Source organism: Cryobacterium sp. HLT2-28, from assembly GCF_004402495.1.
Taxonomy (GTDB): domain Bacteria; phylum Actinomycetota; class Actinomycetes; order Actinomycetales; family Microbacteriaceae; genus Cryobacterium; species Cryobacterium mannosilyticum.
Genome location: NZ_SOFH01000021.1, coordinates 117,976 through 132,025, shown reverse-complemented (window position 1 = coordinate 132,025; position 14,050 = coordinate 117,976). Strand labels below are relative to the sequence as shown.

Sequence of the window (14,050 nt, the reverse complement as noted above, 5' to 3'; positions counted from 1 at the left end):
TCGGCCGGACTTCCCGCTCACCGTCCACTCGATTCGCGGGCGTTGCGGGTGCGTCCTTTCGGCGTGCGGCGCCACTGGCGGTAGTGTCGACGGGTGACCGGTGCCAAAGTCGAACCCCAGGACGAACCCCTCGCCGACCCGTCGGAGGTGACGCCGGAGCCCACGAAACGCCCCGGCTTCGTCTATTTCCTCGGCTACGGCATCATGGCGCCGATCGCCCGTCTGGTCTTCCGGCCGACCATCACCGGTCGCGAGAACATCCCGCGCCAGGGGCGGGTCATCCTCGCCAGCAATCATCTCTCCTTCATCGACAGCATCGTGATCCCGCTGTCCGCGCCGCGCCGGGTGCAGTTCCTGGCCAAGTCCACCTACTTCACCGGCACCGGGATCACGGGTTTCGTCTCCCGCACCTTCTTCACCTCGATCGGCGCGGTCGGGGTCGAACGCGGCGCCGGGCAGGCCGCTCAGGATGCCCTCGACGCGGGGCGGAACATCCTGGAGTCCGACAGTGCCTTCGCCATCTACCCGGAGGGCACCCGCTCGCTTGACGGCCGGCTCTACAAGGGCCGCACCGGCGTCGCCTGGCTCGCGCTCACCACCGGGGCGGTCGTCGTACCGGTCGGGCTGGTCGGCACCCAGGAGATCCAGCCCGTCGGGGCGAAGTTCCCGCGCATCCGGAAGGTCACCGTCACCTTCGGCACACCGATCGACCTGAGCCGTCACGGCTCGGCGGAATCCGGCAAGGCCAGGCGCGGCGCGACCGACGAGATCATGGCCGCGATCCACGCGTTGTCCGGGCAGGAGCTGGCCGGGAAGTACAACGAATCGCCGCCTTCAGGAACCCTGCAGAAACTGGCCGATCGCGTGTTCCCGCGCGAACGCGTCTAGCTCGTCCAGCGCGTGCGGGGCATCCGAAACACGGCGGAAACCGGCGCAACCTAAGCTGGGGGCATGTCTGCCCAGTATTCGGTCCCCCAAGAACGCAAACTCGTCACCGCCCTCCCGGGCCCCAAATCGATCGAGCTGCAGGAACGTCGCCTGCGCTCGGTGTCCCGCGGCGCGGGCACCCTTGCCAATATCTACATGGACCACGGGGCCGGCGCGATCCTCGTCGACGTCGACGGCAACCAGATCATCGACCTGGGTTGCGGCATCGGCGTGACGACCATCGGCCACGCCAACACCGAGGTGGCCGCCGCGGCCGCCTCCCAGGCCGCGAAGCTCACCCACACCCTGTTCACCGTCACCCCGTACGAGAACTACGTCGCCGTCGCCGAGAAGCTCGCCGAGATCACCCCCGGCGACTTCGAGAAACGCTCCGTGCTGGTGAACACCGGTGCCGAGGCCGTCGAGAACGCGGTCAAGATCGCCCGCAAGTTCACCGGCCGCCGCGCGATCGTCGCCCTCGACCACGCCTTCCATGGCCGCACCAACCTGACCATGGCGATGACCTACCGCCCCTGGCCCGAGCGCGCCGGGATGGGCCCCTTCCCCGGTGAGATCTACAGCGTGCCCACGAGCTACCCGTACCGCGACGGACTGACCGGCGAGGAAGCCGCCGAGAAGACCATCGACTACATCACGACCCACATCGGCGCCACCGAGATCGCCGCGTTCTTCGTGGAGCCGATCCAGGGCGACGGCGGCATCGTCATCCCCGCTCCCGGCTACTTCAAGCGGATCCGCGAGTTCTGCACCGACAACGGGATCGTGCTCGTCGCCGATGAAATCCAGGCCGGAATCGCCCGCACGGGAACCTGGTACTCGATCGAGCACCACGACGTCATCCCCGACCTGGTCACCACCGCCAAGGGGATCGCGGGCGGTTTCCCGCTCGCCGCGGTCACCGGCCGCGCCGACATCATGGACTCCGTGCAGCCCGGCGGCATCGGCGGCACCTTCGGCGGCAACCCCGTCTCCACCGCCGCCGCCCTGGCCGTGTTCGACCTGATCGAGCGCGATGACCTGCTCGGCGAGGCGAAGCGCGTCGAGAAGGCCCTCTGGGCCCGCATCGGCGACTGGACCGAAAGGTTCCCGGTCGTCGGCGACGTGCGCGGAAAGGGCGCTATGTTCGGCGTCGAGCTCGTGCACCCCGGCACGACCACGCCGTACCCCGAGGCGCTCACCGCGATCATCAAGCACGCGACCACCAACGGCGTGATCGTTCTGGATGCCGGCAGCTGGGACTCCGTGCTGCGCATCATGCCGTCGGTCGTCATCTCCGAGGCGCTCATCGACGACGCGATGAGCGTCATCGAGGAGACCCTTACGGCCCTCTCGGGCTCCTAACGCGGCAGGTCTCGGCGCGGCGTCGGGGCGCCCCGCCCGGGGCGCGGCGCTCGTGGCGCAGGTTCGGGAAGCGGGCGCAGGGTAGACCCTGCGCCGCGAGCCCGGAACTGCGCCGCGAGCCCGGAACCGTACCGCGAGCAGGCGCCGCGGACGGTGGTGGAGCCTGTCGAGACCGCGGACGGTGATTTCGACAGGCCCGATCACCGTGAGGCGGCGACGGCCTGCGGGGCGTGGCGGACCGGGAAGTTGACGGATGCCGCGATGAAACAGAGACTCGCCGCCTCCGCGTGCAGGCTCTGGGCCAGGTCGATCTGGCCGGGGTCCTGCACGGTCACCCTGGGGCGGAGGACGGCCTCGGTGAAGTGACCGCCGCCATCCTTCGTCTGCACCATGGTGCCGGTCGCGTCGTCGGTGTAGCCGACCACGACCACCCCGTGCCGCACGGCGACGTGCAGGTAGGACATCAGGTGGCATTCGCTGAGCGCCGCCAGCAGCAGTTCCTCCGGGTTCCACCGGTCGGCGTTGCCGTGGAAGCTGCGATCGGCGGATGCCTCGATCGGCACCTTGCCGGTCGCGGTGATCGTGTGTTCCCGGCCGTACTCCCGGTAGTCGCTGGTGCCGGTGCCCCGGTTCCCGGTCCAGGCGACCGTCACGGCATAGCGGTGCTCACCATTCATGGCTTCTCCTTCGGGTCGCGGCTGCAGGAACCGATTCTCGCAGCAAATCGCCGCCGCGCGCGCCGGGCTGGTCGGTAAACTGGTTGCATCATGACTGACACGCTGACGCCCTCGACTACCCCGTCCACTTCCGCCGCACCGGTCTACACGGTGACGCAGGAACGCAAGATCGTGACCGCGATTCCCGGGCCGCGCTCCACCGAACTGCAGCAGCGACGCCTGGCCACCGTGTCGGGCGGCGTGAGCAGCGCGCTCCCCGTCTACATCGCCAAGGCGAACGGGGCGATCATTGTCGACGTCGACGGCAACCAGTTCATCGACCTCGGCGCCGGCATCGGCGTGACCACGATCGGCCATACCGAGTCGAGCGTCGTCGCGGCCGCCGTCGCCCAGACCCAGGACTTCATCCACACCCTGTTCACGATCACGCCCTACGAGGAGTACGTGCGCGTCTGCGAGCTGCTCGCCGCGCACACCCCCGGCGATTTCCCGAAGAAGTCGGTGCTGATCAACTCGGGCGCCGAGGCCGTGGAGAACGGCGTGAAGATCGCCCGCAAGTACACCGGCCGACGCGCCGTCGCCGTGCTCGACCACGCGTACCACGGCCGCACCGTGCTCACCATGGCGATGAATTACAAGGCGATGCCCTACGCGACCGGCTACGGCCCGCTCGCCAGCGACGTCTACCACGCACCCAGTTCCTACCCGTACCATGACGGACTGAGCGGCGCGGATGCCGCCAAGCGCACGATCACCTACCTCGAGAAGGTCGTCGGCCCGACCGACCTGGCCTGCCTCGTGGTCGAGCCGATCCAGGGCGAGGGTGGCTTCATGGTCCCGGCCGACGGCTACTTCACCGCCCTGCAGGAGTGGTGCACGAAGAACGGCGTCGTCATGATCGCCGACGAGATCCAGAGCGGCATGGCCCGCACGGGCAGGTACTACGCCAGTGAGCACTTCGGCTGGACCCCCGACCTCGTGCTCACCGCCAAGGGCATCGCCGGCGGCATGCCGCTGGCCGCCGTGACCGGTCGCGCCGAGATCATGGATGCGTCCCAGCCCGGCGGCCTCGGCGGAACGTTCGGCGGCAACCCTGTCTCCTGCGCCGCGGCTATCGCGGTCTTCGAGTCGATCGAGAACAACGACCTGCTCGCCGAGGGCGCCCGGATCGAGAAGACGCTGCGTGCGGGTCTCGGCGCGCTCCAGGAGAAGTACGACATCATCGGCGACATCCGCGGACGCGGCGCCATGATCGCGATCGAGCTCGTTCAGCCCGGCACCGGGGACACCAGCAAGGAGCCCCACGCGGCCGCTGTCTCCTCGATCGCCGCCTACGCCGCGCAGCACGGCGTGCTGCTGCTCACCGCCGGCACCTACGGCAACGTGCTCCGTTTCCTGCCGAGCCTCGCCGTGACCGACGCCCTGCTCGCCGATGCCCTCTCGGTCATCGACGACGCGATCGCCGCACTGTAGTCCCGCCTGACCCCGTGACCTCTCCCTACACAGCCGCGACCCTGCACGGTCCGCACACGTTCACGGTCGCCGATGCGGTCGAACTCGCCGTCGTCGAGCGCAGCGGCTTCATCGAGTCGAGGCACGCGGGTTCCGCGGTCGTGCTCACCAGCGAGGGCGCGGTCCTCCGCGCCCTCGGCGACGTGACGACCCCCATCTTCCCCAGGTCGTCGATGAAGCCGTTCCAGGCCATCGCCGTGATGGCCAGCGGCGTCACCCTGCGCGGTGAGGACGCGGCGATCGCCACGGCCAGCCACAGTGGCACCCAGCGCCACGCCGACCTCGTGCGGGGCCTGCTGTTCCGGGCCGGGATCCCCGAGACGGCGCTCGCCTGCCCCGCCGCGTGGCCCGACGACTCCGCCACCCGCGATGCGCTGGTGCGGCTGGGAGCCGGCAAGGCCCCGGTCTACATGAACTGCTCGGGCAAGCACGCCGCGATGCTCGTCGCCTGCAAGCAGAACGGCTGGGCGCTGAACGGCTACCTGGACCCGGAGCATCCGCTGCAGAAACGCATCCTCGACGTCGTCGAGCGGTTCACCGGCGAACGGCCGTCCGCGACCGGGATCGACGGCTGCGGCGCCCCCGTGCACGCCCTCTCGCTGACGGCCCTGGCCCGCGGCATCGCCCGGATCGCCACGTCCAAGTCGAACTCGCCGTTCGCGATCTACCGCGAGGCCGGGTTCCTCGCCGAGGCGGTGCGGCAGAACGGCTGGGTCATCGCCGGCCCCGGGCTGCCCGACACCATCGTGATCGAACGGCTCGGCCTGTTCATCAAGACCGGCGCGGAGGGCATCATGGTCGCCTCGGCCGCGAACGGGATCACCGTGGCCCTGAAGATCCTCGACGGCAACCTGCGGGCGGCCACCATCGTGGCCCTGCGCCTGCTGGCGGATGCGGGCGCGATCGCGCACACCGACGTCGAGGCGCTGCTCCCCGACCTGGGCCTCGCCGTCTACGGCGGCGGACGCCAGGTCGGCCAGATCCACGCCAGCTACGTCTGACCTTTTCCGATCAGCCCGACTTCGCGAGCCGTTTCGCCCGAGCCGCGGCTGACACCTGCGCGCTGACCACGATCACCAACGCCAGGATGAACACGGCGGAGGCCACCACGTTCGCCTCCGCCGGGATGCCGCGCGACGCCGAGATGTAGATGTACTTCGGGAACGTCGTCACCGCCCCTGAGTTGAAGTTGGTGATGATGAAGTCGTCGAAGCTGAGCGCGAAGGAGAGCAGCGCGGCGGCGAGGATCCCCGGCAGCAGGAGGGGGAACGTGATCCGCAGGAAGACCTGTCCCGGCGAACCGTACAGGTCGCGGCCCGCCTCCTCCAGGGCCGGGTCGAGGCCGGCCACCCTGGCCTTGACCGTGACCACGACGAAGCTGATGCAGAACATGGTGTGCGCCAGGATGATCGTCACCATGTCCTTGGGCACGCCCACGGACAGGAACTGGGCGGCCAGTCCCGCGCCGAGCACCACCTCCGGCGTGGCCATCGGCAGGAACAGGAGCAGGCTCACCCCGGAGCGGAACCGGAACCGGTACCGCACGATGGCGATCGCGATCATGGTGCCGAGCGCGGTCGCGGCCACGGTGGCGACCGCGCCGATGATGAGGCTGTTGCCGAACGCCTCGCAGACGGCGCCGTTCTGAACATTGCAGACGTTGAGCCACTTGTCGAGGGTGAAGCCGCGCCACGTGATGTTCGACTTCTGCGAGTCGTTGAACGAGAAGATGAAGGTGTAAACGATCGGTACCATCAGGAAGAGCAGGGCGAGCACGGCGTAGACCGGCAGCAGCCACCGCCCGAGGGAGAATTTCACAGCAGTTCCTCCGTTCCGGCCCGCTTGACGTAGACGCTCACGATGACCAGGATCACGCTCATCAGGATGATCGAGAGCGCCGCGGCGGCCGGGTAGTTCTGCAGCACCAGGAAGTTGGCCTCGATCACGTTTCCGATCATCTGGCTGTCCGGCCCGCCGAGGAAGTCCCGGCTGGCGTTCACGTAGTCGCCGGCGGCGGGGATGAAGGTCAGCAGGGTGCCGGCCACGATCCCGGGCATCGACAGCGGGATGGTCACCTTGCGGAACACCTCGACCGGGTGCGCGTACAGGTCTCTGGCCGCCTCGAGGTAGCGCAGGTCGAGGCGTTCGAGGGTCGTGTACAGCGGGAGGGTCATGAACGGGATGAAGTTGTAGGTCAGACCGAAGATGACGGCTGCGGGCGTTCCGGTGAAGTGGGCATCCGGCGCCATCAGGGCCACCGCCTTCAGCGAGGTGATGATGAACGATTCATCGGAGAGGATCTGCTTCCAGGCGAGGGTGCGCAGCAGGAAGCTGATGAAGAACGGCGCGATTACGAGCACGAGCATGAGGCTCTGCGCCAGCGGCCAGCGCCTGGCCGTCACACCGATGAAGTAGGCGAGCGGGTAGCTGAAGACCAGCGCGAGCACGGTCGCGATCAGCGCGAAACCGAACGAGCGCAGGATGTGCGGCAGATAGTCGGTGACGACCTGCACGTAGTTCTCCCACCGGAACGCGTAGGTGTACTGGCCGATGTCCCCGAACTCGGACGGGGCCTGGAACGACGTCAGCAGCAGGGAGACAAGCGGGGTGAGGAAGAACAGCACCAGGTAGAGGATGCCGGGAAGCAACAGCAGGAGCGCGACCGGGCTCTTGCGCCGCGGCACCTGCTCGGCCTCGCTGGTGGTCGTGGCGAACGCGGCGAACGCCATCGTCAGACCTCCTCGAGCTCCGTGATCAGGGACGCCCGCCTCTGCGCCGCGATGCTCCTCGTGGTGGTGTCCGCCTCGAACCGTGGCGTGTCGGCGGGCTCGTCCTCCAGGCCGAAGCCGTGCGTGATGTCCCAGCTGACCCAGACCTCGCCGCCCTCCTCAGCGACGGGCCCGAAGGCCATGTTCTGGGCGAAAACGATGAGGGTCCCCACCTGCGGGACGGTGATCAGGTATTGCGTGCTCACCCCGCTGAAGGAGACGTCGATCACCCGGCCGGGGCCCATGGTGTTGCGGGCCGGGTCGTCGGCGGGGGCCGACAGGTGCAGGCTGAGCTTCTCGGGGCGGATCCCGATGGTGACCTCGCCGGCGTGGCGATGGGCCCGGGCGGCCGGCACCACGATCCTCTGCCCGGCGACCGCCACCGCGATGGCGTCGCTGGTGCTGCCGACGACGGGGCCGGTGAAGAGGTTCGACTGGCCGAGGAAGTTCGCCACAAACGCGGTCCTGGGCAGTTCGTACAGTTCCTCCGGGGCCCCCATCTGCTCGATCCGGCCCTTGTTCATCACCGCGACGGTGTCGGCCATGGTCATGGCCTCCTCCTGGTCGTGGGTCACGTGCAGGAACGTCAGGCCCACCTCTTCCTGGATGGTCTTGAGCTCGAGCTGCATCTGCCGGCGCAGCTTGAGGTCCAGGGCGCCGAGCGGCTCATCGAGCAGGAGCAGGGCCGGCCGGTTCACGATCGCCCGGGCCAGCGCCACCCGCTGCTGCTGTCCGCCGGAGAGCTGCTGGGGTTTGCGGGCTGCGAGGTGGTCGAGTTCGACCAGGCGCAGCGCCTCGTGCGCCTTGGCGACCGGTTCGTCGATCCGGCGCCGGCGCAGCCCGAACGCCACGTTCTCGAGCACGGTCATGTGCGGGAAGAGCGCGTAGCTCTGGAAGACCGTGTTCACCGGCCTCTGATAGGGCTTCTGGCCGGTGATGTCCTTGCCGCCGATCAGGATGCGACCCGCAGTGGGTTCCTCGAGTCCGGCGACCAGGCGCAGGGTGGTGGTCTTGCCGCATCCGGACGGCCCGAGCAGGGCGAAGAACGACCCGGCCGGGATCTTGAGGTCCAGGTGTTCGATTGCCGTGAAGCCGGGGAACCGCTTCTGAATGCCGACCAGTTCCAGGTCGGCGCCCTGCGCCGCGAACGCGCTCGTCGTCATGGCTCAGGACCCGAGCAGGATGCTCTGGAACGCCGCGTCATACTTCTGTTCTTCCGCCCCGGTCAGGGTGCGGAAGACCCGCGCCTTGGCCAGGGTGGCGTCGTCGGGGAAGATGAGCTGGTTGCTCGCGAGTTCCGGGTCGATCGCCATGGCCGCTTCCCTGGCCCCGACGACCGGTGTGATGTAGTTCACGTAGGCCGCGACCTCGGCCGCGACAGCCGGGTCGTAGTAGTAGTTGATCAGCTCTTCGACGTTCTTCTTGTGGGTCGAACCGATCGGAACGACGAAGTTGTCGTTCCACAGGGTGCCGCCCTTCTCCGGCACGACGAACTCCCATTTGTCGCCGTTCTCCGCGTTGAGCTGCACGATGTCACCCGACCAGACGATCGCCGCAAGGGTGTCCCCGTTGATCAGGTCCTCCTTGTAGGAGTTGCCCTTGATGTTGCGAACCTGGCCGTCGGAGACCTGCTTCTTGAGCACGTCGATCGCGGCGTTGAACTCGTCGTCGCCCCAGTCCCCGGAGATGTCCACGCCCGCGTCCAGCATGATCAGGCCCATGGTGTCGCGCATCTCCGACAGCACACCGACCCGGCCCTTGAGCTTGGGGTCCCAGAGTTCCTCGACCGAGGCGATCCCGTTCGGGAGCTTTTCCTTGTTCCAACAGATGCCGGCGAAGCCGCCCTGCCATGGCACCGACATCTTGCGACCCTTGTCGAAGCCGACGTCCTTCAACGACGGCTGCAGGTTGGCGAGGTTCGGGATGTTGGCGTGGTCGAGTTCCTGGGTGTAGCCGAACCGGATCAGCCGGCCCACCATCCAGTCGGTCAGGCAGACGGTGTCGGCGCCGATGTCCTTGCCGAGGGCCAGCTGGTCCTTCACCTTGCCGTAGTAGGTGTTGTTGTCATCGACGGCCTCGGTGTACTTGACCTTGATCCCGGTCTTCGTGGTGAACGCGTCGAGCGTGGGGTAGTCACCGGCGTCGTCCACGTCGATGTAGAGCGCCCAGTTGTCCCAGCGGATGCTCTTCTCCGCAGCGGACTTGTCAGCCGCAGCCTTCGGCTTGGCGGCACCCCCGGTCGAACAGGCGGCAAGGGCTAGCGCGGCCGCTCCGGCACCTGCGCCGGTGAGGAGGGTGCGGCGACCCAGTTTGGCACGCTGGGCCTGACGAATGAGCTGCTGGATCATCGGGTCTGCGGGCAACGGCCTGGGCTTCATCTGTGGGGTCTCCTTGCGTCTTTCAGCGGGTGAACTCTCACGCGCAACAGTGCGGGTGGGTAGATACTCGCACAGCAGAGCGGTTTTGCCACCGAAGAGTGGCCAAATCGTTAATTGTGGATGGCTTAACTCACGAAATCCGCGCTTTGCGGCGTCATCCGCACTCGAAATCGGTGCTGGAGCCCCGCTAGAATCGCGTCCAGGGGCGGAACGGCCCCGTGCCGGTCGAAGGTCCCATGCCAGTCGAAGGAGCGCCATGAAGGTCGCAATCCCGTCAGAGGTCAAGAACAACGAGTTCAGGGTCGCGATCACCCCGGCGGGCGTGCACGACCTGGTGGCCCAGGGCCACCAGGTGCTGATCGAGACCGGCGCCGGGGCAGGTTCGTCGATCACCGACGAGGCATATGCCGTGGCCGGCGCCAGGATCATGCCCGATGCGGCATCCACCTGGGCGGAGGCGGACCTGCTGCTCAAAGTGAAAGAGCCGATCGACAGCGAGTACGGCTTCTTCCGGCCCGACCTTCTGTTGTTCACCTACCTCCACCTCGCCGCGGAGCCCGCCCTGACCCGTGCCCTGCTCTCGAGCGGCGTCACCGCCATCGCGTATGAGACCGTTCAGCTTCCCTCCCGCGCGCTGCCGTTGCTGGCACCGATGAGCGAAGTCGCCGGCCGCCTGGCGCCGATCGTCGGCGCCAACGCCATGCTCAAGCCGAACGGCGGGCCCGGTCTCCTGGTCCCGGGTGTTCCCGGCACCCACCCTGCCCGGGTCACCGTGCTCGGCGGCGGTGTGGCCGGCACGGCCGCGATGCAGGTCGCCCTGGGGCTCGGCGCCCAGGTGACCGTGCTCGACACCAACCTGTTCCGGCTGCGGGAGCTCGACGCCCTGCACTACGGCCGGGTACAGACGATCGCCTCCAACAGCTACGAGATCGACCGCGCCCTGGTCGAGTCCGACCTGGTCATCGGGTCGGTGCTGATCCCGGGCGCCAGGGCCCCCAAGCTGGTCAGCAATGAGCTGGTCTCCCGGATGAAGCCGGGCAGCGTGCTCGTGGACATCGCGGTCGACCAGGGGGGCTGTTTCGCGGATTCGCATCCGACAACCCACGCCGACCCCACGTTCGTCGTGCACCGGTCGCTGTTCTACTGCGTCGCGAATATGCCGGGCGCCGTGCCGAACACGTCGACGTACGCCCTCACCAACGCCACGCTGCCGTACGTTCGGCTGCTCGCCAGCCGGGGCTGGAAGGACGCCGTGCGGGCGGATGCCGCGCTGGCGCTCGGCCTGTCCACGGCCGGGGGTCTGGTCACCAGCGCGCCGGTCGCGACCGCCCACGGTCTTCCGCTGGCCGAGATCGCCGACGTCCTCGCCTGAGTCCGGCACCGGTCAGCCAGGCGCCGGGAGCGTCGCCCGCACGACGGCGCCGTCGGGGCGAAGCACCCAGACCCGGCACCGGCCGGGGGCGAGCGGCGGTGGCAGGTCCCGGCGACGGCTGATGGCGCGGAAATCGGCCAGGCCGCAGCCGTCGAACACGATCGCCGTATGCGGGCGCAGCAGCCCGAGCAGCGACCAGTGTGCCTGCCAGGTGTCGGTGTCGCCGACCAGGACGGCACCGTCGTCGGCCAGCACCCTGAGCCGGCCGGCCTCCGCGCTTACGCTGGCGGAGAGGTCGATGATCTCCCCGGGACGGGCGGAGGTGAGAGCCGCGATTGTGCGGGCCGGCGTGGCTGCCACGACGAGCAGGGAGCGGTGCCCGGCGAGGGTGTCCCCCGCTGCGGCGTCCCCTGCGGCGGCGGCGGCGGGGCCCCTGCCGGGTGAGGAACGAACGGCACCCGGCTCCGGCTGGAGCAGCTGGATGCGTGCGCCGTTCCAGCAACCGCCGCCCGGGGGCACGGCCGCGTCGAACAGGGCTGGATCCGCTCCGGCGGCGACGTGGGCGCCGGCATCCGGCATTCGCAGCACCAGCCGGCTCTGACAGAACGAAGGCAGCGCCTGCAGGGCGCCGGAGAGGTGTTGCACGGCGACGACGATGACCAGTCCGGCGGTCGGCCCGTCGCGGAGCAGACTGGTGAGCCGTTCGAGCGCGGCCGCCCGGTGTTCATCGCCCCACCGGGCGTACACCGAATCGAAGTCGTCCAGCAGGACGAGCCGGGCCTCCCGGGAGCCGGCGTCGAGGCAGGCTCGTGCCTCGGCGAGGGTGTCCCAGACCGATTCGACGTCAGGCGGAGGATTCAGGACCGCGGCCATGCCGGAATGGGAATACTGGGCTGCGACGGATGCCATCACTGTGCTCTTGCCTGAGCGTCCGGCCCCGACGACGAGGAGGTGGCCGTCGCGCTCCGGATCGTAGCGGGCGACCCGGTAGCGCTGGTGCTCCGGTTCGTCGAGCAGCCCGAGGAGAACGCCGGTGGCCGGTCCTCCTGGTTCCCTGGTCGTGGCCGTGGCCGTGGCCGCCGTCTCGACGCGGGCCAGGTCATTCCGCGTCACCCGGCCGGGCAGCGGGTCGAGCCAGGGCCCGCGCGGGTTCGGCTCCGCACCGCTGCGATTCTCGCCGCACCGACCGACGATCGCCCTGAGGTCGGCTTCGGTGGTCGTGGCCACCTGGCAGAGCAGAGGGGCTCCTTCGAGCGCCGAGATGAGGCAACGCCCCGGTACGGCGGCCGGGAGCGCGGCGGCGGCATCCGTTCCCAGCACGGCCTGGCTGTCGGCGCGGTTGTTCACCCGCAGGGAGACCCTCAGGTTGCAGTTCGCGAGCAGGGCGTCGCGCACGACGCCGTTGGGGCGCTGCGTGCAGAGGATCAGGTGTACTCCGAGCGAGCGACCGCGCGCCGCGATGTCGAGGAAGAGCGCGTGCAGCTCGGGGAAGGCCGTGAGCATGGTGGCGAATTCGTCCACCACGATCACGAGGCGCGGGAGCGGATTCGACCGGGAACCTGCGCTGTTCAGTTCGGTGATGTCGCGGGCGCCGGCGGCGCGCATGGCCCACTCCCGGTGCCGCAGCTCCGCGGCCAGGCTGGCCAGGGCGCGGGCGGCCTGCCGCCCGTCGAGGTCGGTGATGAGACCGACGCAGTGGGGCAGGGCGACCAGGGGCCGGAACGCGGCGCCGCCCTTGAAATCGATCAGCAGGAAGGTCACCGCGTCGTGCGGATGGACCGCGGCCATCGCTGCGACCCAGGTCACCAGGAGTTCGCTCTTGCCGCTGCCCGTGGTGCCTCCGACGACGGCGTGCGGGCCGGCCGCGACGAGGTCCAGCGTCACCCTGCCTTGTTCGCCGATGCCGATCACACCGGCGAGGCCCGGCGGGCGTGACGATCCCGCCGCGGTCCCCGGCGACCGCGGCAGGACGGCCGCCGGGTCGGCTTCGGCCAGCTCCGCCAGGGTCACCGAGGCGGGAACGGGACCGAACCGGCCGATCAGCCCGGCCGTACGAGCTCTCTCGCCCAGCCGCACGGCGAAGCCGGCGGCCTGGTCACGGGTCACCAGTTCCGGGCGGAAGCGGAGTCCGGCGGGATGCACGGGCGACCGCACGATTTCGGCGCGCGTCGGCCCGTGCGCACGCACGATGGTGTCACAGCCGGTGGGGAGTTCCTCCAGGCAGCGGCCCAGCGCGATGAGCGGCCGGGATCCGGTCGGGACGCCGGCGGGCGTCTCGCTGTCGCAGACGGTGATCAGCCGGTCCGGCGACCGGGCGGCGGCGTGCGGGAGGGACGTCGCCCAGGCCCAGTGGCCGGGCGGCAGCACGGCGAGGCCGACCGGGCCAGGGGGCAGGACCGCGGCCGCCTGCACCAGCAGCCCCCTGGCCATCGCCCGGCCCAGGGCCGGTGCCGCCACGATGCCGACGCCGTCGTGCAGGTCCGCGGTGATCGGCGCGCCGGTCAGGGTGGCCGCCAGCGCGCGGATTCCCGGTTCGTCGTCGGGGTCGGCACCCTCCAACCGCAGCCCGCTGGTCACGTCGCCGCTGCCCAGGCTCACCAGCACCGGCGCGGCCGGTCTCGCTCTCCAGTGCACGGTGCCGCCGGGATCCTGGAGGATGCCGGCCGCCGACGGGGTGCGACCCCAGGCGGCCCGGACCAGGGCGGTCCTGCGCTGTTCGACTTTCACGCGGAGCGCCGCCAGAGCGGCCCGGTGGGTCTCGTCCGCTCGGATCCGGGTGCGGCGCCGGGTGCGGCGGCCGTCGACCATGCTGCCCACTGCGATGACGGGGCCGAGGACGGCGAAGAGGAGCACGAAGGCCGAGCCGGTGAACATCCAGATCGCGACAGCGACCACCACCGGGGCGGCGCTGGCGATCAGCGGAAACCCGGGCGAGGGCGGATCGACCGGCCGCGCCGGCAGGATCAATGGGTCTTCGGGCCGGAACACCGGTCAAGGAGACCACGGGAGCGCCCGCGCCGGGACACCGGGCGGGCATCCGCGCAGCACCCAGGG

The 14,050-nt window shown here is 69.5% G+C and carries 11 protein-coding genes; 5 read left to right on the top strand and 6 right to left on the bottom strand.

All coding sequences use genetic code 11. The features are described 5' to 3' along the window. Positions 1-93 precede the first annotated feature (93 nt). Positions 94-888 (top strand): 1-acyl-sn-glycerol-3-phosphate acyltransferase, encoded by a 795-nt coding sequence (locus E3O48_RS10715; protein ID WP_241982498.1) that lies wholly within the window; start codon positions 94-96, stop codon positions 886-888. A 63-nt stretch (positions 889-951) separates the two neighbouring features. Next, complete coding sequence (locus tag E3O48_RS10710; protein ID WP_134538727.1) at positions 952-2,289, top strand: aminotransferase class III-fold pyridoxal phosphate-dependent enzyme; 1,338 nt, start codon at positions 952-954, stop codon at positions 2,287-2,289. Positions 2,290-2,489: 200 nt separating this feature from the next. Here E3O48_RS10710 and E3O48_RS10705 read toward each other — a convergent pair whose 3' ends face one another. Beyond that, a complete protein-coding gene (locus E3O48_RS10705; RefSeq protein WP_134538725.1) occupies positions 2,490-2,966 on the bottom strand; it encodes an OsmC family protein in 477 nt (158 codons plus the stop codon). A gap of 90 nt (positions 2,967-3,056) precedes the next feature. Here E3O48_RS10705 and gabT point away from each other — a divergent pair, with 90 nt between their 5' ends. Both gabT and E3O48_RS10695 read left to right on the top strand, forming a co-directional pair. Continuing rightward, the gene (gene gabT, locus E3O48_RS10700) at positions 3,057-4,439 is read left to right on the top strand and encodes a 4-aminobutyrate--2-oxoglutarate transaminase (protein WP_134538723.1); all 1,383 of its coding nucleotides are present in this window, start codon (positions 3,057-3,059) and stop codon (positions 4,437-4,439) included. Between the two features lie 14 nt (positions 4,440-4,453). After that, positions 4,454-5,479, top strand: a complete 1,026-nt coding sequence (locus E3O48_RS10695; RefSeq protein WP_134538722.1) for an asparaginase — start codon at positions 4,454-4,456, stop codon at positions 5,477-5,479. 10 nt (positions 5,480-5,489) lie between these two features. Here E3O48_RS10695 and E3O48_RS10690 read toward each other — a convergent pair whose 3' ends face one another. From E3O48_RS10690 to E3O48_RS10675, 4 genes are read right to left on the bottom strand one after another with little or no spacing between them, the layout of a single operon-like run. Then, on the bottom strand, positions 5,490-6,296 hold the full coding sequence (locus tag E3O48_RS10690; protein WP_174774790.1) for an ABC transporter permease: 807 nt from the start codon (positions 6,294-6,296) through the stop codon (positions 5,490-5,492). After that, complete coding sequence (locus E3O48_RS10685) at positions 6,293-7,207, bottom strand: ABC transporter permease (protein WP_134506244.1); 915 nt, start codon at positions 7,205-7,207, stop codon at positions 6,293-6,295. The genes E3O48_RS10690 and E3O48_RS10685 overlap by 4 nt, the downstream gene beginning before the upstream one ends. A gap of 2 nt (positions 7,208-7,209) precedes the next feature. Then, on the bottom strand, positions 7,210-8,409 hold the full coding sequence (locus E3O48_RS10680; protein WP_134538720.1) for an ABC transporter ATP-binding protein: 1,200 nt from the start codon (positions 8,407-8,409) through the stop codon (positions 7,210-7,212). 3 nt (positions 8,410-8,412) lie between these two features. Next, positions 8,413-9,624 (bottom strand): spermidine/putrescine ABC transporter substrate-binding protein, encoded by a 1,212-nt coding sequence (locus tag E3O48_RS10675; protein WP_134538718.1) that lies wholly within the window; start codon positions 9,622-9,624, stop codon positions 8,413-8,415. A gap of 256 nt (positions 9,625-9,880) precedes the next feature. Between E3O48_RS10675 and ald the strand changes: the two genes are divergently transcribed. Next, on the top strand, positions 9,881-10,996 hold the full coding sequence (gene ald, locus E3O48_RS10670) for an alanine dehydrogenase (protein WP_134538716.1): 1,116 nt from the start codon (positions 9,881-9,883) through the stop codon (positions 10,994-10,996). Positions 10,997-11,008: 12 nt separating this feature from the next. On the opposite strand, the gene E3O48_RS10665 is transcribed toward ald, so the two are convergent. Next, positions 11,009-13,984: an FtsK/SpoIIIE domain-containing protein gene (locus E3O48_RS10665; protein WP_134538714.1), complete on the bottom strand. Its 2,976-nt coding sequence runs from the start codon at positions 13,982-13,984 to the stop codon at positions 11,009-11,011. Positions 13,985-14,050 lie beyond the last annotated feature (66 nt).

Bases quoted from the DNA above. Each gene is read 5' to 3' on its own strand.
- E3O48_RS10710 (WP_134538727.1), top strand. From the start codon at position 952: ATGTCTGCCCAGTATTCGGTCCCCCAAGAACGCAAACTCGTCACCGCC.
- gabT (WP_134538723.1), top strand. From the start codon at position 3,057: ATGACTGACACGCTGACGCCCTCGACTACCCCGTCCACTTCCGCCGCA.
- E3O48_RS10685 (WP_134506244.1), bottom strand. From the start codon at position 7,207: ATGGCGTTCGCCGCGTTCGCCACGACCACCAGCGAGGCCGAGCAGGTG.
- E3O48_RS10680 (WP_134538720.1), bottom strand. From the start codon at position 8,409: ATGACGACGAGCGCGTTCGCGGCGCAGGGCGCCGACCTGGAACTGGTC.
- ald (WP_134538716.1), top strand. From the start codon at position 9,881: ATGAAGGTCGCAATCCCGTCAGAGGTCAAGAACAACGAGTTCAGGGTC.
- E3O48_RS10705 (WP_134538725.1), bottom strand. From the start codon at position 2,966: ATGAATGGTGAGCACCGCTATGCCGTGACGGTCGCCTGGACCGGGAAC.
- E3O48_RS10675 (WP_134538718.1), bottom strand. From the start codon at position 9,624: ATGAAGCCCAGGCCGTTGCCCGCAGACCCGATGATCCAGCAGCTCATT.